This is a genomic window from Skermanella mucosa (assembly GCF_016765655.2).
In the GTDB taxonomy this organism is placed as follows: Bacteria; Pseudomonadota; Alphaproteobacteria; order Azospirillales; family Azospirillaceae; genus Skermanella; species Skermanella mucosa.
Genome location: NZ_CP086106.1, coordinates 3,585,001 through 3,609,403, shown reverse-complemented (window position 1 = coordinate 3,609,403; position 24,403 = coordinate 3,585,001). Strand labels below are relative to the sequence as shown.

General features: G+C 68.3%; 22 protein-coding genes (1 of these 22 cut by a window edge). 10 read left to right on the top strand and 12 right to left on the bottom strand.

Features of this window, described 5'->3' with window-relative positions; translation table 11 throughout:
* Window positions 1-104 precede the first annotated feature (104 nt).
* A complete protein-coding gene (locus tag JL100_RS16605) occupies window positions 105-779 on the top strand; it encodes an MJ0042-type zinc finger domain-containing protein (RefSeq protein ID WP_202678552.1) in 675 nt (224 codons plus the stop codon).
* Window positions 780-888: 109 nt separating this feature from the next.
* Window positions 889-1,284 (top strand): response regulator, encoded by a 396-nt coding sequence (locus JL100_RS16600; protein ID WP_202678551.1) that lies wholly within the window; start codon window positions 889-891, stop codon window positions 1,282-1,284.
* A gap of 67 nt (window positions 1,285-1,351) precedes the next feature.
* Here JL100_RS16600 and JL100_RS16595 read toward each other — a convergent pair whose 3' ends face one another.
* Genes JL100_RS16595 through argH form a run of 4 tightly spaced genes read right to left on the bottom strand, consistent with a single transcriptional unit; the run spans window position 1,352 to window position 6,927 of the window.
* The gene (locus tag JL100_RS16595) at window positions 1,352-3,991 is read right to left on the bottom strand and encodes a TIGR02302 family protein (RefSeq protein ID WP_202678550.1); all 2,640 of its coding nucleotides are present in this window, start codon (window positions 3,989-3,991) and stop codon (window positions 1,352-1,354) included.
* 40 nt (window positions 3,992-4,031) lie between these two features.
* Window positions 4,032-5,300 (bottom strand): diaminopimelate decarboxylase, encoded by a 1,269-nt coding sequence (gene lysA, locus JL100_RS16590; protein ID WP_202678549.1) that lies wholly within the window; start codon window positions 5,298-5,300, stop codon window positions 4,032-4,034.
* Window positions 5,297-5,515, bottom strand: coding sequence for a hypothetical protein (locus tag JL100_RS16585; protein WP_202678548.1), 219 nt, complete (start codon window positions 5,513-5,515; stop codon window positions 5,297-5,299). Before JL100_RS16585 ends, lysA begins: the two co-directional genes overlap by 4 nt.
* Window positions 5,512-6,927: an argininosuccinate lyase gene (gene argH, locus JL100_RS16580; protein ID WP_202678547.1), complete on the bottom strand. Its 1,416-nt coding sequence runs from the start codon at window positions 6,925-6,927 to the stop codon at window positions 5,512-5,514. The genes JL100_RS16585 and argH overlap by 4 nt, the downstream gene beginning before the upstream one ends.
* A gap of 61 nt (window positions 6,928-6,988) precedes the next feature.
* Here argH and JL100_RS16575 point away from each other — a divergent pair, with 61 nt between their 5' ends.
* A complete protein-coding gene (locus tag JL100_RS16575) occupies window positions 6,989-7,588 on the top strand; it encodes a TlpA family protein disulfide reductase (RefSeq protein ID WP_202678546.1) in 600 nt (199 codons plus the stop codon).
* A 94-nt stretch (window positions 7,589-7,682) separates the two neighbouring features.
* Window positions 7,683-8,690 carry an alpha/beta fold hydrolase gene (locus JL100_RS16570; RefSeq protein WP_228420755.1) on the top strand — a complete coding sequence of 336 codons (1,008 nt, stop codon included), beginning with the start codon at window positions 7,683-7,685 and terminating at the stop codon, window positions 8,688-8,690.
* Window positions 8,691-8,696: 6 nt separating this feature from the next.
* On the opposite strand, the gene JL100_RS16565 is transcribed toward JL100_RS16570, so the two are convergent.
* Window positions 8,697-9,047 (bottom strand): DUF3140 domain-containing protein, encoded by a 351-nt coding sequence (locus tag JL100_RS16565; RefSeq protein WP_202678545.1) that lies wholly within the window; start codon window positions 9,045-9,047, stop codon window positions 8,697-8,699.
* Between the two features lie 170 nt (window positions 9,048-9,217).
* On the opposite strand from JL100_RS16565, the gene JL100_RS16560 reads away from it, so the two are divergent.
* Entirely contained in the window at window positions 9,218-9,436 is a 219-nt protein-coding gene (locus JL100_RS16560; protein ID WP_202678544.1) for a type II toxin-antitoxin system CcdA family antitoxin, read from the top strand.
* Between the two features lies 1 nt (window position 9,437).
* On the top strand, window positions 9,438-9,587 hold the full coding sequence (locus JL100_RS16555) for a CcdB family protein (RefSeq protein ID WP_202678543.1): 150 nt from the start codon (window positions 9,438-9,440) through the stop codon (window positions 9,585-9,587).
* 170 nt (window positions 9,588-9,757) lie between these two features.
* On the opposite strand, the gene JL100_RS16550 is transcribed toward JL100_RS16555, so the two are convergent.
* The 6 genes from JL100_RS16550 to JL100_RS16525 all read right to left on the bottom strand — a co-directional run bounded on the left by JL100_RS16550 (window position 9,758) and on the right by JL100_RS16525 (window position 15,109).
* Window positions 9,758-10,630 carry a 3-hydroxybutyryl-CoA dehydrogenase gene (locus JL100_RS16550; protein WP_202678542.1) on the bottom strand — a complete coding sequence of 291 codons (873 nt, stop codon included), beginning with the start codon at window positions 10,628-10,630 and terminating at the stop codon, window positions 9,758-9,760.
* Window positions 10,631-10,663: 33 nt separating this feature from the next.
* On the bottom strand, window positions 10,664-11,605 hold the full coding sequence (locus JL100_RS16545; protein ID WP_202678541.1) for an electron transfer flavoprotein subunit alpha/FixB family protein: 942 nt from the start codon (window positions 11,603-11,605) through the stop codon (window positions 10,664-10,666).
* A gap of 1 nt (window position 11,606) precedes the next feature.
* Window positions 11,607-12,356, bottom strand: coding sequence for an electron transfer flavoprotein subunit beta/FixA family protein (locus JL100_RS16540; RefSeq protein WP_158045950.1), 750 nt, complete (start codon window positions 12,354-12,356; stop codon window positions 11,607-11,609).
* 171 nt (window positions 12,357-12,527) lie between these two features.
* A complete protein-coding gene (locus tag JL100_RS16535) occupies window positions 12,528-13,097 on the bottom strand; it encodes a cob(I)yrinic acid a,c-diamide adenosyltransferase (RefSeq protein WP_202678540.1) in 570 nt (189 codons plus the stop codon).
* Between the two features lie 49 nt (window positions 13,098-13,146).
* Complete coding sequence (locus tag JL100_RS16530) at window positions 13,147-13,344, bottom strand: twin transmembrane helix small protein (protein WP_201079742.1); 198 nt, start codon at window positions 13,342-13,344, stop codon at window positions 13,147-13,149.
* Window positions 13,345-13,411: 67 nt separating this feature from the next.
* Window positions 13,412-15,109 carry an acyl-CoA dehydrogenase family protein gene (locus JL100_RS16525; protein WP_202678539.1) on the bottom strand — a complete coding sequence of 566 codons (1,698 nt, stop codon included), beginning with the start codon at window positions 15,107-15,109 and terminating at the stop codon, window positions 13,412-13,414.
* A gap of 207 nt (window positions 15,110-15,316) precedes the next feature.
* Between JL100_RS16525 and JL100_RS16520 the strand changes: the two genes are divergently transcribed.
* The gene (locus tag JL100_RS16520; protein WP_228420754.1) at window positions 15,317-16,660 is read left to right on the top strand and encodes a GH1 family beta-glucosidase; all 1,344 of its coding nucleotides are present in this window, start codon (window positions 15,317-15,319) and stop codon (window positions 16,658-16,660) included.
* 55 nt (window positions 16,661-16,715) lie between these two features.
* Here the strand turns inward: JL100_RS16520 and ccrA are convergent, their stop codons facing one another.
* Entirely contained in the window at window positions 16,716-17,999 is a 1,284-nt protein-coding gene (ccrA, locus tag JL100_RS16515; RefSeq protein ID WP_202678537.1) for a crotonyl-CoA carboxylase/reductase, read from the bottom strand.
* Window positions 18,000-18,361: 362 nt separating this feature from the next.
* On the opposite strand from ccrA, the gene JL100_RS16510 reads away from it, so the two are divergent.
* From JL100_RS16510 to JL100_RS16500, 3 genes are all read left to right on the top strand, one after another.
* Entirely contained in the window at window positions 18,362-20,344 is a 1,983-nt protein-coding gene (locus JL100_RS16510) for a protein meaA (RefSeq protein WP_202678536.1), read from the top strand.
* A 145-nt stretch (window positions 20,345-20,489) separates the two neighbouring features.
* The gene (locus tag JL100_RS16505) at window positions 20,490-21,755 is read left to right on the top strand and encodes a metallophosphoesterase family protein (protein ID WP_202678535.1); all 1,266 of its coding nucleotides are present in this window, start codon (window positions 20,490-20,492) and stop codon (window positions 21,753-21,755) included.
* Window positions 21,752-24,403, top strand: the 5' portion of a protein-coding gene (locus JL100_RS16500) for an ATP-binding protein (RefSeq protein ID WP_202678534.1). It continues 873 nt past the right edge of the window; 2,652 of the gene's 3,525 nt are visible here — the first part of the coding sequence; its start codon is at window positions 21,752-21,754; its stop codon lies beyond the right edge, outside the window. Before JL100_RS16505 ends, JL100_RS16500 begins: the two co-directional genes overlap by 4 nt.

Below are 24,403 nucleotides of genomic sequence, written 5' to 3'. Positions count from 1 at the left end.
TATACCAGCGGCGCTTCGGCATATGAAGCAAGCCCCCGACTTGCTTAATACCTCCTTAGTTTCTATAAGACATCCTGCGATTCCACGATTTCTTCATAGCTTTTATGATTCTCACCTGCCCGGCCTGTTCTACCCGTTACCTGGTCGATCCCGCCACCCTGGGCAGGGATGGGCGCATGGTGCGTTGCGCCAAGTGCGGCCACAGCTGGATGCAGCGTCCGCCGGTGGACATGCCCAAGCCCGTCGATCTGGCGCCCCCGCCGGAGGAGATCGAGGTCAAGCCGATCCCGGCCGGGTCCAACCTGCCGGCGATCCGCAAGCCCGTGCCGCAGAAACCCAGGTCGAAAACCCCGCTGATCGTCTCCGCTGCGGCGGCGGTCGTGTTGCTGCTGGCCGGCGGATTGTTCATGCGGCAGGAGATCGCGGAGGTCTGGCCTCCCTCCGCGCTGCTGTTCGAGACCATCGGCCTGCCGGTCGAGGCGCTGGGTGCCGGCCTCCAGCTCCAGAACGTCCGGTCGGAGAAGCGGGTCGAGGACGGCATTACGATCCTCGTGATCGAAGGGCAGATCGCCAACATTTCCGACCGGGAGCGACCGGTGCCGCCGCTCCGCGCGGTGACGCTGGGGCCGGACAAGACGCCGGTCGGCGACTGGAGCTTCACCGCCTCGCACGAGACGCTGCTTCCCGGCGAAATCGCGACCTTCCAGAGCGAGATGCGCGAGCCGCCCGGCGTGATCGCCGAAATCGCCATCACCTTCCAACAGGGCGCCGGCGGCTGAACTACTCCGGGCGCGGAACCCTGTCCTTCGCCGGCGTCGTGGACCGGCACCTGTCCCCGTGGCTAACTGGAGGCTGAATCGTTCAGGGCAGCGGCGGGTTCAGCAGTCGATGAGTGAAGTTCCGGGAAACCCAGCCTACCGGGTCATTGTCGCCGAGGACGATCCCGCCGTGCGCGCCTTCGTCACCCGCGCGCTCCGCCATGCGGGCTTCGCCGTGACGGATGTGGAGGACGGCCAGCAAGCCCTCCAGGCGCTGAACACCGAGCCTTACGACCTGCTGGTCGCCGACATCGTCATGCCGGTCGTGGACGGCATCTCGCTGGCGCTCAGCGCCGCGAAGCGCCGGCCGGGGATAAGGATCCTCCTGATCACGGGCTATCCGGCGGAGCACACCCGCGCCCGCAACCTGGAAGCCCTGATACACGCGGTGCTTCCCAAGCCCTTCAGCCTTCAGGAGATCTGCGCCGCCGCCCGCGCCGCGCTTGGGCTCGGCGGCAGGGGCTGAGCCGGCCGTTCAACGTGCCGCGATGCGTTGGGCTGTCCCGGCCGGATTAACCTGACCGGGCACCACTTTAGAAACGCCGAAGCAGGCGGTCGATATAGTCAAGCTCCAGCTGCGGGCGGTTGAACTCGCCGGCGCGGCGGCGGAGTTCGTCCAGGATCTCCCGGGCGCGCTGCAGGTCGGACTGCTCGGGGATCCGCACGTCGTTGGTGTCCGCGCGGCCGAAGCCGGGCAGGGGACGACCGAGCGGGTCGCGGCCGCGGTTCGACTGCTGCATCTGCTGCTGGCCGGGCATCTGGCCCGGCTGCTGGCCCATCATCATCTGCTGGGCCATCTGCTCCGCCATGGACTGCAGCCCCTGCTGAAGCTCGTCCAGCGCCTGGGTCTGCGGCGGGACGGCGGCGCCGGGCATGCCCTGCTCAAGCGCCTGTCCGGCTTCCCGCATGGCGCGCTCGGCCCGGCCGAGGGGCCGCGGGATCTCCCCGCCCATCTCGCCCAGCTGGCGCATCAGCTCGCCCAGTTCGCGCCGCAACGCCTCCTGCTGGGCGGCGCTGGCCGAGCCCTGGCCCTGCTGACCCTGTTGTCCCTGCTGCCCCTGCTGGCCGCGCTGGCCGGGGCGCTGCTGCCGGCTGGGCATCTGGCCCTGCTGCCCTTGTTGTCCCTGCTGACCCTGTTGGCCCTCCTGTCCTTCCTGTCCTTCCTGCCCCTGCTGGGATTCGCGGAAGCTCTGGTCGAGCAGCTCCCGCTGGCGCTGGGCGAGGTCCTGAAGCTGCTGCATCATCTGCCCGGCCTGGTTCTGCTGGTTCTGCTGCATCTGGGCCATGGTGCCGTTGCGCAGGTTCTCCAGCATCTGCTGGAGCTGGGAGAGCATCTCGCGCGCGGCCTCGCGGGAGCCGGTCTCGGCCATCTGGCGCATCTGGTCCAGCATCTGCTGGAGATCCTGGCGGTCCATGGTCTGGGCCTGCATCTCCGGCGGGATCTGGGGCGGCTGTTCGCCCCGTTCCATCGCCTGACGCATCTGCTCCTCCATGGCATCCAGGAATTCGTTCATCGCCTGCTGCAACTCGTCCATCAGGCGCTGAAGCTCCTCGTCGGGAGCTTCCCTGTCCAGGGCGTCCATCAGCCGCTGCTCTGCATCGCGCAGGTTGCGCTCGGCGATCGACAGCATGCCGTCCTCGACCCGCAACGCGGTGTCCCACAGCAGCTTCTGGATGGCTGGAACGGCGTCAGGGGTCTCGTCCAGGTACAGGCGGGCCACGGCCGAGCGGAGCGACAGGAACACGACGACGTCGTCGCGGAACTGGAAAGGCCGGGCCGAGATGATGCCGAGGCCGCGCGCCACTTCCTCGCGGCTGGATTCGGGCCGCAGGGTCAGCTTCTTGCGCTCCTCGATGATCGCCCGGGCGACCGGGTTGAGGAACTCCCGCTCAGGCAGTACCAGGGCCACGTCCTCGGTCGTGCCGGTCTGTCCCGCCCCGTCGGTCGCGGAGACGCGCAGGGTGACCGGCAGGCCGGCCCAGGGATGGGGCGTCAGGTCGTGGAAGCTGGTGCTGCGGGCCACCTTGGGCCGCACGCCGGGCAGTGGAAGCTGAAGCTCGATGGGCGTCCGGTCCAGTCCCGGCTCGGCGCCGTCGCCGTTCAGCCGGACGGTGCCCTGGACGGCGGCGATGCCGTAATCGTCGCGCGCCTCGTATTCCAGACGCATCGCGCCGCGCTCGCCCGCGGCCGGCGGCGCGGGCAGCGCCACGATCGGGGCGGTGTCGGGAATGACGGCGATCGGCCATGACCCCAACGACCTGCCGTCCTGCTGGACCTCGATCGTGCCGCCGGTGGTGACAGGCTGGCTGGCCTGATAGCTGGACTGGTCGATCTGCTCGAATGCCGAACTGGTCCCGTTGGCGTTGAGCGCCGGGACGCCGGTGCCGCCGGTCACCCGGGCCAGGACTACGCTGCCGGTCGGTACCTGGACCGGCCCGGCCTGCGGGGCGGGTTCCCCGGCGTTTCCCGAAGCCTGCTGCGCCGCCGGTGCGGGCGGGGCGGGCCGCAGGAAGATCGGCGGCAGGCCGGTATAGTCCGGCGGGGTCACCCAGACGTCCAGCATGGCCTGCGCGGTTCCGGCCGATCCGTCCAGATGGGGGGTCAGCGCGGCGGCGAGGCGCGGCCGCCAGTCGCCCCAGGTTCCGAACGCCGCGACGAACAGGATCAGGCCGACGGCCGCCCGCAGGGCCCAGGGGTCGCGGGCCGCAAGGTTGGGGTGGGGCAGCCTGACCCGCAGCGACTTCATGCGCTGCCGGGCGCGTTCCTGGTAGAGCCGCCACAGTTCGACGCTCGCCGGGTCGGAGCCGCTGGCGAGGTTGTCGCGGACGGCGGCCAGCGGCCGGTGGGTCAGGCCGCTGTCCCGCTCCAGCCGGCGCAGCGCGGCGGAGTCGTCGGGCAGCCTGATCCGTCTCGCGCCGACGAACAGGGCGGCGGCGAAGGCCGCGGCGAACAGCAGGAGCACCAGCGCGTGCAGCCAGCCGCCCAGCGCGGGCAGCACGTTGAAAAGGGCGACGGCGATGAACAGCCCGGCGACACCCGCCGCCGGCCAAAGGGCCGGCCAAAGCTGCTCCCAGGCCAGGGCGCCCCGCGCCAGTCCGAGCCGGAACGTCGGTTCGCCCGCGGCGCTTTTGCGCCGGGTGGGGCTCTGCGTGCGATCGTCGGTCCCGTTCATACCGCTTCCCCCCAATAGTGCGCTGCCTGCCGGTGTCCCGTCAGGGATCAAGCCAAGCCGGCACCTGTTCCGCCGCCAGCATCTCATCGATGGTCGGCCGCCGGCGGACCACCGCTTGGTCGCCCCCCGAAACCAGCACCTCGGGGATCAGCGGGCGGGTGTTGTAGCTCGACGACATCACCGCGCCGTAGGCTCCCGCCGACAGGAATGCCACCAGATCTTCTTGGTCCAAATGTGGCAGGACCCGCTGCACCGCGAAAGTATCCCCCGACTCGCAGACCGGCCCGACCACGTCGATCGGCGATCGCGGCGCGTCGGATGACGGTTCGACCACAGGAAGGATGGTGTGCCAGGCATCGTAAAGCGAGGGGCGGATCAGGTCGTTCATCGCCGCGTCGACGATCAGGAACTCGCGGTGCAGCCCGGTCTTCCGGAAGATCACCCGGGTCACCAGGATGCCGGCGTTGCCGACCAGCGCCCGTCCGGGCTCCAGCGTCACGTGGCAGCCCAGGTTGCCGGTGATGCTCCGGACCATCCCGGCATAGGCGCCGACGGCCGGAACCTCCTCGTCCCGGTACAGGATGCCCAAGCCTCCGCCAAGGTCCAGGCGCTTGATGTCGTGCCCGTCGGCGCGCAGCGCATGGACCAGCTCCACGACCCGCTCGAAGGCGGCGCGGAAGGGCTCCAGGCTGGTCAGCTGCGACCCGATATGCACCGCGACGGCGACGGGGGCAATTCCCGGCAGCGCGGCGGCGCGGGCATAGATCTCGCGCGCATGGTCGATGTCGATGCCGAACTTGTTCTCCTTCTTGCCTGTCGCGATCTTGGCATGGGTCCGGGCGTCCACGTCTGGGTTGACCCGGATCGCGATCGAGGCGGTCCGGCCCATCGAGGCCGCGACCTCGCTCAGGGCCTCCAGCTCGGGAATGGACTCGACGTTGAGCTGGAAGATGCCGGCCTCGAGGGCGGCCCGCATCTCGCCGCGCGTCTTGCCGACGCCGGAGAAGACGATCCGGTCCGCCGGCACGCCGCCGGCCAGCGCCCTGCGCATCTCGCCTTCCGATACCACATCGGCGCCGGCGCCCATCCTGGCCAGTGTGCGGATCACGGCGAGGTTGGAGTTCGCCTTCAGGGCGTAGCAGATGCCGGTGTCGGTGCCTTCGAAGGCCGTGGCGAAGGCGCGGTAGTTCGCTTCGAGCGCCGCCGAGGAATAGCAGTAGAAAGGCGTGCCGACTTCCGCCGCGAGGGCGGGCAGCGCCACGTCCTCGGCATGCAGCACGCCGTCGCGATAGGTGAAATAAGGGTTCATGGCGTGGTCGGCTGGGTGGGCGTCGGGGCCGGGGCCTGCCGCTGGGGCTGCGGCAGCGGCTGCGGATCGAGGGCGGGATTGGGATAGGTGCCGGGAAACCGGTCGGCGGCGCGGCCCTGGGGCGGCTCGACATAGCCGGGCTTCTTGCCGCAGCCGGCCAATGCCAGGACGGCGAGGCCGGCCGCCGCCAGGCGGAGCAACGCGGGCCGGCTCACAGGAAGCGCTCCCGGGCCGCGGTCACCGCCTTGCGCACGGTCTCCGGCGCGGTGCCGCCGAAGCTGGTCCGGCTGGCGACCGAGGCGTCCACGGTCAGCACGTCGAAGACGGCCTGGGTGATGCGCGGCTCGACCGATTGCAGGTCGGCGAGGCTGAGATCGGCCAGCTTGGCATTCCTGTCCTCCGCCAGCTTGACGATCCGTCCGGTCACGTGGTGGGCTTGGCGGAACGGCAGCCCCAGCACCCGCACCAGCCAGTCCGCGAGGTCGGTCGCGGTGATGAAGCCGGCCTCGGTCGCCGCCCGCATCCGGCCGGCGTCCGGAGTCATGTCGCGGACCATGCCGGCCATCGCGGCGACGCACAGCCCGAGCGTGTCGTCGGTCTCGAACACCGGTTCCTTGTCTTCCTGCATGTCCTTGGAATAGGCCAGGGGCAGACCCTTCATGACGATCAGCAGCCCGCCCAGCGCGCCGATAACGCGGCCCGACTTGGCGCGGACCAGTTCCGCCGCGTCCGGGTTCTTCTTCTGCGGCATGATCGAGCTGCCGGTGGTGAAGGCGTCGGTCAGCCGGACGAAGCGGAAGGCGTCGCTGCACCAGACCACGATCTCCTCCGCGAGGCGCGAGAGGTGGACCGCGCAGATCGCCGCGGCGCCGAGATATTCCAGCGCGAAATCCCGGTCGGACACGGCGTCCAGCGAATTGGCCGTGGGCCGGTCGAAGCCCAGCGCCTCCGCCACGCCGTGGCGGTCGATCGGGAAGGACGTGCCGGCCAGCGCCGCCGATCCCAGCGGGCACTCGTTCAGCCGCGCGCGGGCATCGCGCATGCGGCCCCGGTCGCGGCCCAGCATCTCCACATAGGCCAGCAGATGGTGCCCGAAGGTCACCGGCTGGGCCGTCTGCAGGTGGGTGAACCCTGGCATCACCGTGTCGGTGTGCCGTTCCGCAAGGTCGATCATGGCCGACTGCAGGTCCTTCAGCCCGGCGTCGAGCCGGTCCAGCGCGTCGCGCACCCACAGGCGGAAGTCTGTCGCCACCTGGTCGTTGCGGGACCGCGCGGTGTGCAGCCGGCCGGCCGGCTCGCCGATCAGTTCGGCGAGCCGCGCCTCCACGTTCATGTGGATGTCTTCCAGTTCGGTCTTGAACGTGAAGCCGCCGTCGGCAATCTCATTGGCGATGCGGTCCAGGCCTTCGATGATCCTGGACGCATCGTCCTTGCCGATGATGCCCTGCCGGGCCAGCATGGCGGCATGGGCCTTGGAGCCCGCGATGTCCTGGACCGCCAGACGCTGATCGAATCCGATCGACACGTTGATGCGTTCCATGATCGAGGACGGTCCGCTTGCGAAGCGTCCGCCCCAAAGCTGGTTGGCGGCGCTGCCGGCGTTTTTGGGTGTTGCTTGGTCGGTCATGGGATGCGGTTTGTTCGGGGCCAGGGAAGCTACGGGACGGGATATGAAAAAGGTGGTCAGTATGCGTAATTTAATCGCCGCCGCAATGCTCGGCATCGTCTGCGCCGCCGGATGGTGGGTCGCGAGCGACGCGGGGCAGGCGAACGCGGCCCGTCCGCCGCTCGAAGGCACCATGAAAAAGTTCAAGCCGGCGGACCAGCCCCGGCCGGTGCCGGAGCTGAGCTTCATCACTGCGGACGGCGCCCGCGGCGATCTGTCCGACTTCAAGGGCAAGGTCGTCCTGCTGAACCTCTGGGCGACATGGTGCGCCCCCTGCGTGCGGGAGATGCCGTCCCTGGACGCCCTGCAAGGCAAGCTGGGCGGGGAGGATTTCGAGGTGGTGGCCCTGTCCCTCGACCGGGGCGGCAGGAACATGGTCCAGCCGTTCTTCGACCGCGTCGGCATCCGGAACCTGTCCATGTACCTGGACCCCCAGAGCGCCGCCATGGGCACGCTGAAACCCCGCGGCCTGCCGACCACCCTTGTGATCGATCGGGACGGTTTCGAGCTCGGCCGTCTTGAAGGCGATGCGGAGTGGGACAGCGAGGAGGCCGTCGGGCTGCTCCGTCACTACATCGACGAGGGCGTGCGGCCGCCCAGGATGATGAAGACCGGCGGGTGACCCCGGAACATTCCCCAGGCCACCCGGTTCCCTGAATCATGAATGCCGCGGTGCATGCGATGCCCCGCGGCCACGGACCATTCCGGAGGATTCAGTGTACGGCTATCGACCACCCCGGGCTTCGCGAACCGGAACGATCCTCGCCGCGTCGGCGGCGGCCCTGGCCGCCGCGGCGCTCTACAACACATGGCGGACGCGCAAGGCGGAGCGCGAGCATCCCCCTTCCGGACATTTCGTGAACGTCGACGGTGTGCGCCTCCACTATATCGAGCGGGGCGAGGGCACGCCGGTCGTCCTGCTCCACGGCAACGTCGTCACCGCCGAGGACTATGTCTGGAGCGGCGTGTTCCACCGATTGGCAGCGCGTCACCGGGTCATCGCCATCGACCGTCCGGGCTTCGGCTACAGCGACCGGCCGCACGGGTCGATGTGGACGGCGCGGGAGCAGGCGGACCTGCTGCGCGATGCCCTCGCCCAACTCGGCATCGACCATGCCGTCGTGGTCGGCCATTCCTGGGGCACGCTCGTCGCCCTGGAACTCGCGCTGAGCCACCCGGACATGGTGAGCGGTCTTGTCCTGCTGGCGGGCTACTACCAGCCGACCGTCCGGGCCGACGTGCCGCTGGTCGCCGCACCCGCCGTGCCCGTTTTCGGCGACGTGCTGCGCTATACCCTGTCGCCTCTCGTGGGATCGGCGCTGATGACGCCGACCTTGAAGGGAATGTTCGCCCCGCTGCCGGTGCCCGAGCTTTTCAACCGCGAATTCCCCCGAGTCTTTCCCGTCCGTCCGGGGCAGATCCGGGCCGAATCGCAGGATGCGGTGACCATGGTGCCGGCCGTGTACGGGATGGAGGAGCGCGTCCGCGACCTGCGCATTCCGGTGACGATCTTCGCCGGTACCGAGGACCTGGTGGTCGACCACGAGACCCACGCGGTCTGGCTGCACGAGACTATCCCCGGCAGCGACCTCCACCTTGTTCCAGGGGCCGGCCACATGGTCCACTATGCGGTACCCGACGAGGTCGCCGACGCGATCGAGCAGACGGCACGCGGCAACCGGGTCGCCGTCCAGGCGGCTCCCGGTGTGGCCGCGCATTCCTAAAGGTTCTCAGCCGCTCTTCCTGAGGGGGTCGTGGCCCCAGTTCATCAGGCTGTAGCGCCAGCGGGACGTCTCCACGTCATGGGACGGACCCTGCGCGCAGTGCCGATGGACATAGGCCACGACCTTTCTCATGTGGGCATGATCGTCGTCCGTCAGGTCGCCCTGCTTCGTGCCGGCGATCTCCACGATGCGGCGGCCGGAGTGGTGGCCGACCGATTCGTCCTCGCCGTCGCGGGTAAAGCCGACACCCTTGCTTTCCTCCGTTTCCAGCCAGCGCTCCAGTTCTTTCTGCGTCATATTGACGGCGTCGCGGTACTCGGTGCGGATCTTCGCCTTCTCTTCATCGCTGAACGACATTCATGCTCCCTCGCCGTTACGGGATGGTCCCTGAATGGAAAGCCTTTCCGTCACAGGAACATGGCGGCATGCTTCCGGAAGGAAAGGCAGGTGCTTTGACAGAACGCGCTTCATGCGCATGATCTGTGCGCAGTACCTTGGTAAGGTTGAACATGGCGCGGGGAACGGCATTGCGGAAGACAACCAATGTCTCGGCTCGGGCCGAGTTGGTCGCGGAAGCCAAGTCACTCGGCATCGACCTGTCCGAAGTCTTCGAAGAGGCGCTGGAGAACGCGGTCGCGGCGGCCCGACGGAAATGCTGGATCGCGGAGAACCGCCAAGCCTTCGGGGACTATGACAGGTTCGTCGAAGCGCACGGAAATTTCAACGCCGGAAGGCGGCTTTTCTGACGTGTTGGTCGGTCAAAGCGACTTCGTCCAGGTTCAACGGTCCGGGGTCGTCGTGCCTCTGGTCCGGGTCGGCGCTGTCGGGACGGTGATAGCCCGTCTGATGCCCGTGTTCGAGATCCTGGATGAACCGGTCGTCATGATGACGCCGTAGATCGCCGGCATCTCGACCGCGGAAATCGGGCCTGTCGTGGCAAGCCTCGCCGATCACAGGCTCGCCGTCAGGACCGCTATCGATATCCTGACCGGCGACCTCTGACAAAAATCAAGGGACCCGCCGGTCAGCGGGTCCCTTGTCGGTCTGCCGTGAATAGAGATCGGCGCTCAGCGCGTCGGAACCGGCACTTCCTTGCTGTAGTCGTAGAAGCCGCGGCCAGCCTTGCGCCCGACCCAGCCGGCCTCGACATACTTCACCAGCAGCGGGCAGGGCCGGTACTTGCTGTCGGCGAGGCCGTCATAGAGCACGTGCATGATCGCCAGGCAGGTATCCAGGCCGATGAAGTCCGCCAGCTCCAGCGGACCCATCGGGTGGTTGGCGCCCAGCTTCAGCGCGGTGTCGATCGCCTCGACCGAGCCGACGCCCTCGTAGAGGGTGTAGACGGCCTCGTTGATCATCGGCAGCAGGATGCGGTTGACGATGAAGGCCGGGAAGTCTTCCGCCACGGCGGCCTTCTTGCCCAGCTTCAGCGTCAGGTCCCTGACCGCCTGGAACGTCTCCTCGTCGGTCGCGATGCCGCGGATCAGCTCCACGAGCTGCATCACCGGCACCGGGTTCATGAAATGCATGCCCATGAACTTGGCCGGCCGGTCGGTCACCGCGGCCAGCCGCGTGATCGAGATCGACGATGTGTTGCTCGCGATCAGCGCGTCGGCCTTCAGGTTGGGGACCAGACGCTTGAAGATTTCCCGTTTGACTTCCTCGGCTTCCGTCGCCGCCTCGATGACGAGGTCGCAGTCCCCGAACATCGCCAGATCGGTGCCGGTGGTGATGCGCTCGATGGCCGTGTGCCGGTCGGCCTCGCTCACCTTGCCCTTGGCGACCTGACGTTCCAGGTTCCTGTCGATATTTTTCACCGCCTTGTTCAGCGCATCGGCACTGATATCGGACAGCTTGACGTCGAAGCCTGACACTGCGCAGACATGGGCGATACCCGCACCCATCTGCCCGGCCCCGATGACACCGATCTTCTGAATCATTTATGTTCCTTGCGGCGACGTTGGAGGAAGGGGTTATCGCACCTTGTCCAGTTCCTCCGTCAGCTCGGGAACGACCTTGAACAGGTCCCCCACGAGGCCGTAATCGGCGACCTGGAAAATCGGCGCTTCCTCATCTTTATTTATGGCCACGATGACCTTGGAGTCCTTCATCCCGGCCAGGTGCTGGATCGCACCGGAAATGCCGACCGCAATGTAGAGCTCGGGTGCCACGATCTTGCCGGTCTGACCGACCTGGTAGTCGTTGGGGACATAGCCGGCGTCCACCGCCGCACGGCTCGCGCCGACCGCGGCGCCCAGCTTGTCGGCCAGTGTCTCCAGCATATGGAAGTTCTCGCCGGACTGCATGCCCCGGCCGCCCGACACGATGGCCTTGGCGCTGGTCAGCTCCGGCCGCTCCGACTTGGACAGCTCCTGTCCGACGAACTTGGACAGGCCGGCATCCGCACCGGTCGCCGCATCCTCGACCGTGGCGCTGCCGCCCTCGGCGGCCGCCGCGTCGAAGGCCGTGCCGCGCACGGTGATGATCTTGATCGGGTCGGACGACTGGACGGTGGCGATGGCATTGCCGGCATAGATCGGCCGGTCGAACGTGTCGGCGTCGTGGACGCCCACGATCTCCGAGATCTGGGCCACGTCGAGCAGGGCTGCGACCCGCGGCATGACGTTCTTGCCGAAGCTGGTCGCCGGGGCCAGCACGTGGCTGTAACCCTTGGCCAGATCGACGATCAGCGGGGCGACGTTCTCGGCCAGCCCGTGGGCGTAGGGCTCGGCGTCGGCGACCAGCACCTTCGACACGCCCGCGATCCGGGCCGCCGCTTCGGCGGCGCCCTTGGCGTTGGCGCCTGCGACCAGGACATGGACGTCGCCGCCCAGCTTGGCGGCGGCGGTGACGGTGTTCAGGGTGGCGGGCTTGATCGCGCCTTCGGCGTTTTCCGCGATGACGAGGACGCTCATATCAGATCACCTTGGCTTCGTTCTTCAGCTTGTCGACCAGTTCCTGCACCGTCTTGACCTTGATGCCGGCGGAGCGCTTGGGCGGCTCGACGACCTTCAGGGTCTTCAGGCGGGGTGCGGGATCGACGCCGAGATCGGCCGGCGAAACCGTCTCGATCGGCTTCTTCTTCGCCTTCATGATGTTCGGCAGCGACGCGTAGCGCGGCTCGTTGAGGCGCAGGTCGGTCGTCACCACGGCCGGCAGCTTCAGCTCGACCGTCTCCAGGCCGCCGTCCACTTCGCGGGTCACGGTCACGGTCTCGCCGCCGGGCACCACCTTGGACGCGAAGGTCCCCTGGGCCCAGCCGAGCAGGGCGGCCAGCATCTGGCCGGTCTGGTTGGCGTCGTCGTCGATCGCCTGCTTGCCCATGATGACGAGCTGCGGCTGTTCCTTCTCGACCACGGCCTTGAGCGCCTTGGCGACGGCCAGCGGCTGCAGGTCGGCATCGGTCAGCACATGGACGGCCCGGTCGGCCCCCATCGCGAGCGCGGTGCGCAGGGTTTCCTGGCAGGCTTGGACACCCAGGCTGACGGCGATCACTTCGGTCGCCGCCTTCGATTCCTTGAGACGAACCGCTTCTTCAACCGCGATTTCATCAAACGGGTTCATCGACATCTTAACGTTGGCAGTCTCGACTCCCGAGCCGTCCGCTTTGACGCGGATCTTCACGTTGTAGTCGACCACCCGCTTAACCGGGACGAGGACTTTCATTTCAAATCCTTAGTTATCGGTACACGACAGTGGCTCATGCCCGCGCGACGGCATGACCGCAGTGCACAAAATACACCGCGAGCGGTGGCGAACCATAGGATTTGGCATCAACCGTGTCAATCTGAAGGCATGGCCGAAGCATGACACGGCGGCGCCGGCCTCCAGGGCCTATCAGCGGTTGGCGCCGGGCACCCACAGCACGTCGAGCGCGCCTTTGTCGTTCACATAACGGCTGAGGACGAACAGATGATCCGACAGCCGGTTGATGAATCTCAGCGCCGGCCCGCCCACGGGCTCGTGCCCGGCCAGTTCCGTCATCAGCCGCTCGGCCCGCCGCGCCACGGTGCGGGCGAGATGCAGGTGGGCCGCGGCGGGGGTTCCGCCGGGCAGGACGAAACTCTTGAGCGGGCTGAGCTCCGCGTTCATGGCGTCGATTTCGCGCTCCAGGCGCTCCACCTGCGCATCGGCGATGCGGAGCGGCGGGTAGGGCGGGTTGTCCTGCTCGGGCGTGCACAGGTCGGCGCCCAGGTCGAACAGGTCGTTCTGGATCCGCGACAGCATGGCGTCGATCCCGGGATCGGCCGCGGTGGACAGGCGTGCCAGGCCGATCACGCTGTTCACTTCATCGACCGTGCCGTAGGACGCGACGCGCAGGTCGTGCTTGGCGACGCGCTTGCCGTCGCCGAGCGAGGTTTCTCCCTTGTCGCCGCCCCGGGTATAGATCCGCGTCAGCTGCACCATGCGGGGTGCCCTCCTGGTATCGGTTGTTCTTGTCTTGCTTCGCGCGGGCTCAGGCCGAGGAAGCAATGACGGCGAGGACGAAAAGCACCAGGGCGACCCCCTGGAGGATCACGCGCAGCCGCATCATGCGGTTGCCGTACTTGTCGTTGAACTCGCCGCCACGGACCATGGCGAACAGACCGACGAACAGCGCGCCAAGGACGGCGAGCATCGCCACGACCAGGAGAAATGTCAGAATTCCGCTCATCCCCTGGATATAGTGTGCCGCCGTCCCGCCGCACAGCCCCGTTTCGGCCGTGCCGCCGTTCCGTCCGTCAGTTCCGCCGGCCGAGCAGGCCGCGCGCGATCACCTGCGCCTGGATCTCCGCGGCACCCTCGAAAATGTTCAGGATGCGGGCGTCGCACAGCACGCGGCTGATCTGGTATTCGGTCGCATAGCCGTTGCCGCCGTGGATCTGCAGGGCGTTGTCGGCGTTGGACCAGGCGACGCGGGCGGCCAGCAGCTTCGCCATGCCGGCCTCGATGTCGCAGCGGCGGTCCTGGTCCTTCTCGCGCGCGGCGAAGTATGTCAGCTGCCGGACCAGCATGGTCTCGACCGCCATCCAGCCGATCTTGGCGGCGACCCGGGGGAACTTGATCAGCGGCTTGCCGAACTGCACCCGGTCGGTGGCGTACTGGAGCCCCAGCTCCATGGCGTTCTGCGCGACGCCGGTGGCGCGCGCTGCGGTCTGGATGCGGGCGCTCTCGAAGGTTTCCATCAGCTGCTTGAAGCCCTGGCCCTCGACGCCGCCCAGCAGGTTCTCGGCCGGGACCTCGAAGCCGTCGAAGCCGATCTCGTACTCCTTCATGCCGCGGTAGCCCAGCACCTCGATCTCGCCGCCGGTCATGCCCTCGGCTGGGAACGGATCCTCGACGGTGCCGCGCGGCTTCTCCGCCAGCAGCATCGACAGGCCGCGGTAGTCGGTGGTGTTGGGGTCGGTGCGGACCAGCAGCGTCATAAGGTCGCTGCGGGCGGCGTGGGTGATCCAGGTCTTGTTGCCCATCACCTTATAGGTGTCGCCCTCGCGCACCGCGCGGGTGCGGAGCGATCCCAGGTCCGACCCGGTGTTCGGCTCCGTGAAGACGGCGGTCGGCAGGATCTCGCCGCTCGCCAGCTTGGGCAGCCATTTCTCTTTCTGCTCCTGGGTGCCGCCCAGGCGGATCAGCTCGGCCGCGATCTCCGACCGGGTGCCCAGCGAGCCGACGCCGATATAGGCCTGGCTCAGCACTTCGGACACCACGCACATGGCGGTCTTGCCCATGCCCAGGCCGCCGAACTCCTCCGGCACGGTCAGGCCGAACACGCCCAGCTCGGCCATCTGCTCGACCACTTCCAGCGGGATCAGCTCGTCGCGCTCGTGCCAGCCGTGGGCGTGGGGCACGACCATGTCGGCCGCGAATCGGCTGAACTGGTCGCGCACCATGTCCAGCGTCTCGTCCTCCAGCGCCAGCTTGCCGAAGGTATGGTGGTCGGCGACCAGCTCCGCGATTCGCAGCCGCACCGGCGCCGCGGCGCCGTGGTCGATCAGGGTCGCGACGGCGTCGGTCCGGTACTCGGCGAGCGCTCCGGCGGGCACGCCCAGGTCGCCGGGGCGGACGATCTCCACCTGGCTCAGCGGCACGCCGCCGACCAGCTGCGCCAGATACTCGCCGAAGGCCGCCTGGAGCATCAGTGCCTCCAGTTCTCCCAGCTCGCCGGCGGCGTCCAGGCGGGTCGCCCAGCCGAGCATCTGGCGCAGGCCCTCGACATAGGTTGCCATCCAGGCATAGCCGTGCGCCGCGGTCTGGTTCGCCTCCAGCAGGTCGGCGTCGATCTTGCCGCCGGGGCTGGTCACGATCCCCAGCACCGACGCCCGCGCACTCTCCACCAGCCGTTCCGCGGCGGGCAGGGCCTCGGCGCAAAGCGGCAGCAGATCGTCGAGCAGCAAGGCGGCGGACGAGGCGGGATCGAGCTTGACGGCGACGCTGGTCATAATGGGCTCCGTGTACTAAATGCAGGCCGGGCTGCGTGTTATCCTGCAAAATGCGGGATGGTGTGCACTGCGTCAATGAAACAATGGAACGATCCGAGAGGCTGCCAAGCAATGTTCGCGAAAGAGGGTGCGGGTGTAACTCTTGGTCGCCGGGAGTTCCTGGGGGTTGCGGCGGGGGCCGCGCTGGCCCCCCTCACGAGGTCGGCCATGGCTCAGCAATTCGTAAGATTCCCCGACGGCTTCGTCTGGGGAACCTCGACCTCTTCCTACCAGATCGAGGGGGCCGCCGACGCCGACGGCCGTGGCCTCAGCGTCTGGGACACCTTCAGCCGCACGCCGGGCAAGGTGCTGAACGGCGACACCGGCGACGTCGCGGCCGACCATTACAACCGGTACCTGGAGGACGTAGCACTGATGGCCGACGCGGGGCTCAAAGCCTACCGCTTCTCCGTCGCCTGGCCGCGCGTTCAGCCGACCGGCACCGGCCCGGCGAACGCCAAGGGCCTGGTCTTCTACGACCGCCTCACCGACGCGCTGCTCCGGCGCGGGATCGAGCCCTGGCCGTGCCTCTATCATTGGGATCTCCCCCAGGCGCTCCAGGACCGGGGCGGCTGGGGCAACCGCGACATCGCGTCCTGGTTCGCCGACTATGCCTTGATCGTCGCCGGCCGGATCGGCGACCGGGCCAAACACTGGGTCATGCTGAACGAGCCCTCGGTCGTCGCGATCTTCGGCCACGGCCTCGGAGGCCACGCTCCAGATCTGCGCGGGCGGGACAACTATTGCGCCGCGATCCACCACCAGAATCTGGCGCAGGGCAGGGCGCTCGCGGCATTGCGCGCCGCTGGCGGCAAGGACTGGCAGCTCGGCACCGTGCTCAGCGTCCAGCCGGTCAAGCCGGCCCCCGGACCCGACTCCAACCGTCACGCGGCGGCGCAATGGGACGCGGTCTGGAACCGCGCCTGCCTGGACCCGCTGTTCAAGGGCGAGTATCCCGACAGCCTGATCGCCGACTTCAAGCCGCTGGTCAAGCCGGGCGATATGGAGACGATCCGCCAGCCGATCGATTTCCTCGGACTCAACTATTACAGCCGCATGCATCAGGTGGTCGATCCCGGCGGCCTGTTCGGCACCAATTTCGGCCCGTCGCCGGATGGGACGAAGCACACCGACATGGGCTGGCCGATCGAGCCGGACGGGCTGTATGAACAACTCATCGACTTCCGCGACCGCTACGGCAACCCGCCGGTCTATGTGACGGAGAACGGCGCGTCCTATGGCGACTGGGTAGGTCCCAGCGGCAAGGCCGAGGACGGCGCGCGGATCTTCTTCATCCGCGACCACCTGCTGGCCTGCCACCGCGCGATCCGGGACGGCGCCGACCTGCGGGGCTATTTCGTCTGGACCCTGCTCGACAACTTCGAATGGGGCTACGGCTACACCCAGCATTTCGGCCTGGTGCAGGTCGACCGGGAGACGATGCAGCGCCGCCCGAAGGCCAGCTACTACTGGTACGGCGACGTGGCGAAGGCGAACGCGGTGCCTCTCTGAAACCATGCCGCCGCGGAGATGATCCGCGGCGGCATCGGAATCGGCCGGCGGAGCCTTACGCCTCCGCCACGTCTTCCAGCGTCCGCAGGCCGGGCGTCCGCGCGTTCACCAGCACGGCCATGTTGCCCGGCTTGTGCTCGTTGCGGAGCATCTTGGTGTGGGCGCGCGGGATGTCCTCCCACGAGAAGACCTCCGACATGCAGGGGTCCAGGCGCCGCTCGATCACCAGCTGGTTGGCCTGGCTCGCCTGGAGCAGGTTGGCGAAGTGGCTGCCCTGGATGCGCTTCTGGCGCATCCACACGAAGCGCGCGTCGAAGGTCAGGTTGAAGCCCGACGTGCCGGCGCAGAACACCACCATGCCGCCGCGCTTGACCACGAAGCAGGAGACCGGGAAGGTCTGCTCGCCCGGATGCTCGAACACGAAGTCGACGTCGTTGCCCTTGCCGGTGATGTCCCAGATCGCCTTGCCGAAGGGGCGGACCCGCTTCATGTACTCGGCATAGGCGGCGCTGTCGTCCACGTCCGGCAGCTGGCCCCAGCAGTCAAAGTCCTTGCGGTTCAGCACGCCCTTGGCGCCGAGCGACAGCACGAAGTCCCGCTTGGTCTCGTCCGAGATCACGCCGATCGCGTTGGCGCCGGCCGTCGCGATCAGCTGGATCGCCATGGAGCCCAGGCCGCCCGAGGCGCCCCAGACCAGCACGTTGTGACCCGGCCGGAGAATGTGCGGGCGGTGGCCGAACAGCATGCGGTAAGCGGTCGCCAGCGTCAGGGTGTAGCAGGCGCTCTCTTCCCAGGTCAGGTGCTTCGGCCGGGCCATCAACTGGCGGGCCTGCACGCGGCAGAACTGGGCGAAGGAGCCGTCCGGCGTCTCGTAGCCCCAGATCCGCTGGGAGGTCGAGAACATCGGGTCGCCGCCGTTGCACTCCTCGTCGTCGCCGTCGTCCTGGTTGCAGTGGACCACGACCTCGTCGCCGACCTTGAACCGTTTGACCTTGCTGCCGACGGCCCAGACGATCCCCGACGCGTCGGAGCCGGCGATGTGGTACTCGGCCTTGTGCACGTCGAACGGCGAGATCGGCTTGCCCAGGCCGGCCCAGATACCGTTGTAGTTGACGCCGGCCGCCATGACCATGACCAGGACCTCGTCCTGTCCGATCTCCGGAGTCGCGACGACTTCGAGCTGCATGGCCTTCTCGGGCTCGCCGTGACGCTCCCTCCGGATCGCCCAGGCGTGCATCTTCGCCGGCACATGGCCCAGCGGCGGGATCTCGCCCACGTCGTAGAGGTCCTTGACCGCCGGACCGGCCGGGCGGGTGATGACGTTCGCTGCCTCGGTCATGCCTTGTTCCTCAAAACCTTTTTCTGCCGCAGGATACCCCGATACGGCCGTATCGAACTTCGCTGCATATGCGTCGATGTCGAGACGCCCTGAAGCTTAAAACCCTATGGATCGTAGAGTTTCCGCAGTCTAAACAGGATGATCCTTCCGATGCAACGCACAATACGGTAAATTGTTTCACCGGTCACCCGGTCACTGAAACAATCAGTCGAAAGCACTATCGGATGAGAAAAATGCCAGTTGAAGCAAATGCGTTCGCTGTCGCAGCATAAGACGCTCTCGTGGCATGGTGTGCCGGCGGCGGTCGGCCGGACGGCAGGTGACCGGGTTCTTGGAAAACGTGCGAAGGGGAAAGCGCCGTAATGAGTGGACATCGCGACAAGCCCTGGCTGATCCGGACTTATTCCGGCCATTCGACCGCAGCCGCCTCGAATGCGCTGTACCGGACGAACCTGAAGCGGGGACAGACCGGCCTTTCCGTAGCCTTCGACCTGCCGACCCAGACCGGCTACGACAGCGACCATCCGCTGGCCAGGGGTGAGGTCGGCAAGGTCGGCGTTCCGGTCTGCCATCTCGGCGACATGAAGACGCTGTTCGACGGCATCCCGCTGGGCGAGATGAACACCTCCATGACGATCAACGCGACGGCGCCGTGGCTGCTGGCGCTCTACATCGCCGCCGCGGAGCAGCAGGGCGCCGACCGGGCGCAGCTCGCCGGGACGACCCAGAACGACATCATCAAGGAATATCTCAGCCGCGGCACCTACATCTTCCCGCCTGAGCCGTCGATGCGGCTGACCACGGACATGATCGCCTTCACCTACCGTGAAGTGCCGAAGTGGAACCCCATGAACGTCTGCTCCTACCACCTGCAGGAGGCGGGGGCGACTCCGGTGCAGGAGCTGGCCTTCGCGCTGGCGACCGCCTGCGCGGTGCTCGACGCCGTGAAGGCGTCGGGGCAGGTCCCGGCCGAGGATTTCCCCCAGGTGGTCGGGCGGATCAGCTTCTTCGTCAACGCCGGCATCCGGTTCGTCACCGAGCTGTGCAAGATGCGGGCGTTCACCTATCTGTGGGACCAGATCACCCGCGATCGCTACGGCATCGAGGACCAGCAGTTCCGCCGGTTCCGCTATGGCGTCCAGGTCAACAGCCTGGGCCTGACCGAACCGCAGCCGGAAAACAATGTCTACCGCATCCTGATCGAGATGCTGGCCGTCGTCCTGTCCAAGGACGCCCGCGCCCGCGCGGTCCAGCTTCCCGCCTGGAACGAGGCGCTGGGCCTGCCGCGCCCGTGGGACCAGCAGTGGAGCCTGCGCCTCCAGCAGATCGTCGCGTTCGAGACCGACCTGCTGGAATACGGCGACCTGTTCAACGGCAGCCACGTCATCGACTCCAAGGTCGAGGAGCTGATGGCCGAGGCGCTGGACGAGCTGGCCCGGATCGACGCCATGGGCGGCGCCATCGCCGCCGTCGAGTCGTCCTACATGAAGCAGCGGCTGGTCGAGTCGAACACCCGGCGCCTCGCGGCGATCGAGGCCGGCGAGCAGATCGTGGTCGGCGTCAACAAGTTCACCGAGTCGGCGCCGTCGCCGCTGACCGCGGGTGACGACGGCGGCTTCTTGGCCGTCGATCCCCAGGCGGAGGCGGACCAGCTCGCTCGACTCGAAGCTTGGCGCGCCGCCCGCAACCCGGCCGACGTCGAAGCGGCCCTGGCCGACCTGGGCGAAGCTGCCCGCGACGGGCGCAACATCATGGAGCCCAGCATCCGCTGCGCCCATGCCGGTGTCACCACCGGCGAATGGTCCGCCGTCCTGCGCGGCGTGTTCGGCGAGTACCGCGCCCCGACCGGCGTCGGCAAGGCCGCCAGCACCGGCGGCGCCGACAGCTTGGCTACCGTGCGCGAGCGCGTGACCGAGGTCTCGGAGCGGCTCGGCCGTCGGATCAAGATGCTGGTCGGCAAGCCGGGGCTGGACGGCCATTCCAACGGGGCGGAGCAGATCGCGGTGCGCGCCCGCGATGCCGGCATGGAAGTGGTGTACGAGGGCATCCGCCTGACCCCCGCGCAGATCGTCAACGCCGCCCTGGAGGAGGGCGTCCATGTCGTCGGCCTGTCGATCCTGTCCGGCAGCCACGTGGCGCTGGTGACCGACGTCCTCGACCGCATGCGCCGCCTGGGCCTGGGCGAGATCCCCGTCGTCGTCGGCGGCATCATTCCGCCGGAGGACGAGCGGACCCTGAAGGCCGCCGGCGTGGCCCGCGTCTACACCCCCAAGGACTACGACCTGACCGCCATCATGGACGACATCGTCAGTCTGGTGGACGAACGCGGGGAACAGGCGGCGTAAGTCAAGGTCTGGCCGCAGATGGACGGCGATGGGCAACGATATCTGATTCCATCGCCGTCCATCTGCGGCCAAAGAACCCCAACCTCTTGCGTCTTTCGGCTGTTCGGGATACTACCTGTCGTATTGAGCAGGGTCCGAGGCAGCCATGAAATTCATCCACGCCGCCGATATCCATCTCGACAGCCCGCTGGTCGGGCTGGCCGCCTACGACGGCGCGCCGGTCGATCTGCTGCGGGGCGCCACCCGCCGCGCCTTCCAGGCGCTGGTCGATCTGGCGCAGGAGGAGGCGGTCGATTTCGTGGTGATCGCCGGCGACCTGTATGACGGCGACTGGCGCGACTTCAACACCGGCCTGTTCTTCGTCCAGCAGATGGCGCGCCTGCGCCAGGCCGGCATCCCCGTCTTCCTGATCCACGGCAACCACGACGCCGAAAGCCAGATCACCCGCAAGCTGCCGCTGCCGGAGAACGTCACGGTCTTCTCCTCCCGCAAGCCGGAAACGCACCTGCTTCCCGGCCTGAAGGTCGCCCTGCACGGCCAGAGCTTCAAGCAGCGGGAAGTGGTCGACAACCTGGCCGCTGGGTACAAGCCGCCGGTGCCGGGGCACTTCAACATCGGCCTGCTGCACACCTCGGCGGACGGGCGCGAAGGCCATGCCGGCTACGCGCCGTGCGATCCCACCGACCTCGCCCGCCACGGCTACGACTACTGGGCATTGGGCCACGTCCATACCCGCGAGGTGCTGAACGAGCACCCGTACATCGTCTTCCCCGGCAACCTCCAGGGACGCAATATCCGGGAGACCGGCGCCAAGGGCTGCATGATGGTCACGGTCGAGGACGGCCATGTGACCCGGCTCGACCACCGCCCGGTCGACGTGCTCCGCTGGGGTGTGGTCGAGGCGGACCTGACCGGCTGCGAATCGCCCGGCGACGCGCTGGCCCGGGTCCGAGGGGCGCTCGAAGCGGCAGCCGACGGGTGCGAGGGCCGGCCGCTGGCCGCCCGTCTGCGGCTGACCGGTGCGACCCCCCTCCATGGCGGGCTGCTGTCCCGGCAGGATTCCTTCATGGCGGAAGTGCGGGCCGTGGCGCTCGACCTGGGGGCCGACGCGGTCTGGATCGAGAAGATCATCGGCGCCACCCGGCCGATGCGCGACCTCGTCACCCTCAGCCTGCGCCAGGACGCGGTCGGCAGCCTGTTGCGCTCCCTGGACGGCCTCGCCGCCGATCCGGAGCTTCAGGCGACCGTCCGGTCCGAGCTGGACGAGCTGATGGGCAAGATGCCGCGCGAACTGGACCGCCAGCACGACCAGGGCGAAGAGCTTGCCGCCTTGAGGGACCCCGCCGCCCTGATCGCGGACGCCAGGGCCATCGTATTGTCACGCCTGCTCGACCGGGAGCTCGACCGATGAGACTGATCCGCCTGGGCCTCGACCGCTTCGGTCATTTCACGGACGGCGGGATCGATCTCGGCGCGCGGCCGGACTTCCATATCGTCTGCGGCAACAACGAGGCGGGAAAGACCACCACGCTCCGGGCGCTGAGCGACTTGTTCTTCGGGATCGAGACGCGCTCGCCCTACAACTTCAAGCATGACTACGCCGACCTGCGCCTGACCGCGGAGATCGAGGCGGCGGACGGCCGGCGGCTGGCCTTCCAGCGGCGCAAGGGCCGGCAGAACACCCTGCTCGACGCGGACGGGTCGGGCAGCCTTCCCGATACCGCCCTGGCCGCGTTCCTGGGGCCGATCGATCGCGACTTCTTCGAGGGCATGTTCGGGCTCGACCATAACCGGCTGCGCCGGGGCGGCGAGGATATCCTGGCCGCCCGCGGCGATGTCGGGCAGAGCCTGTTCGGGGCGGGCGCCGGCGTGATGGGCATCTCCCAGGTGCTTGCCGAGCTTGATGCCGAGGCGAACGCCCTGTTCTCCTCCCGCCGCGTCGCGTCGAAGCCGTTCTACCAGGCGCTGGACCGCCACGCTGACGCGCGCAAGCGGCTGCGCGAGGCCGCTGTCAGCGGCGACGAGTGGCGCCAGGTCCAGGCCGATGCCGAGGCCGCCGAGGCCAGGATCCGCGACTGCCGGGAACGCCTCAACCATTTGGAGTCCGCCCGCGCCAAGGCGGAGCGCATCCGCCGCACCCGCCATCTGGTCAGCCAGATCGCGGAGCTGGAGGACTGCCTCGGCGCCCTGGCCGACGCCCTTGTGCTGGCGGAGGACGCGGCCGATCGGCGGCAGGCCGCGTTGCGGCAGCGCGACGAGGCGTCCCGCGACGTGGAACGCTGCGGCGCCGTCGCCGCCAAGCTGGCAGAGGAGCTGGACGGCCTCACCGTCCCAGAGGCCGTCCTGGCGAGCGGTCCCGGGATCGAGGCCCTGCACGAGCAGCGGGGAGCGATCCGCGACCAGCGCGCCGACCTGCCCAAGCGCGAGAGCGAGTTGCGCCAGCTGCGCGACCAGGCGGCCGACCTGCTGAGGCGGCTCGGCTCGTCCCTGCCGGTCGAACGGGCGGCGGAAGCGATCCCTCCCAAGTCCGTCCTTGCCGATGTCCGCGCCCTCATCGCGGAGGAGGGCAGGCTGCGCGCCCGGTCCGACGCGGCTGCCGACCAGCTCGCCAAAAGCAGGGTCGAGGCGGCCCGGCTGGAGGCCCAGCTGGAAGCCATCGGCACGCCCGCCGACGCCGCCGTCCTGAATGCCGCCATCGCCGAGGTGAAGGCGCGCGGAACCCTGGAACAGACCCTCGCCGAGGGACAGGCCCGGCTTGGCCGCCTCAAGGAGCGGATCGCCGCCCAGGTCGCGAGCCTGCCCCTGTGGCAGGGCTCGCTCGACGGCCTGCTCCAGGCCAAGGTGCCGGACGACAGCACCGTCACCCGGTTCGAGAAGGAATTCGCCGACCTCGAAGCGCGCTCGACGCGGGCGCGGGAGAAGGCCGAGGAGTTGCGGACGCAGCTCAGCCAGCTCGATGCGGAACTGGCGGCACTCAAGGGAACCAGCGAGATCCCGACGGCGGAGGCCATCGCGGAAGCCCGCCGCCGTCGCGATACCGGCTGGCGCGTCGTTCGCCGGACCTTCATCGACCGTGACCCGCCGCCCTTGTCCACCGACGAGGCCGAGCTGTTCGATTCGACCCACGACCTGCCGGGGCTGTTCGAGCAGACCATCCGTGCCGCCGACGATCTGGTCGACCGCAAGGAGGCGGAGGCCCATCGGGTCGCCAACTATGTCCAGTTCACCTCGCGCCACCAGGATACCATCCGGCGCCTTACCTCCGCCGCCCACGAGGTCTCGGCCTGCGACAGGGCCCGTGGCGAGCTGGAGGCGGCCTGGGCGGCGGCGTGGCGCCCGGCGGGGCTGATCCCGGTGTCGCCGCGGGAGATGTCGGCCTGGCTCGCCCGCGTCGCCGCCCTGGTCCGCGACGCCGACTCGGCCCGCGACCTGGAGACGAGCACCCGGCGCATGGAGCAGGACCTTGCCGGCGCCCATGCCCAGCTGGTGGCCGCGCTGTCCGCCCACGGTTCGCTCGCGTCATCGCAGACCGCATTGGGCATCCTGCTGCGGCAGGCCGATGGACTGGCCCAACGCCTGACCGAAGCGGCGCTCCAGCGCCAGGGCTGCCTGGACCGTCTGGTCGAGCAGCGGGTCAAGGTCGTGGAGGCAGAACGCCAGGCCGACGCCTGCGCCCAGGCTCTCGGCACGTGGCAAGGGAGTTGGGGAAAGCTGGTCGAACGGCTCGGACGGGATCCCAGCGCCACCCCCGCCGGCATCGAGGAGACCCTGGGCGCCCTGGGGGAGCTTGGCCGCCGCCTCGACGCGATCAAGGAACTGACCCACCGCGTCGAGCGGATCGGCGAAAATGTCGGCCGGTTCGAGGCCGAAGCCGTCCGGCTCGCCACGGCGCTCGGTCTGGAGGCCGGCGGCGACGCCATCGACCTTGCCGGCATTCTTCTCTCCCGGCTCCAGCAGGCGCGCGGGGATCTGGAGCGGCGCCAGGATCTCGCGACGCGGCTCGAAAACGCGCGGAGCGAGGTTGCGTCGGCCGAGCAGACCATGCGGGATGCGGAGGCG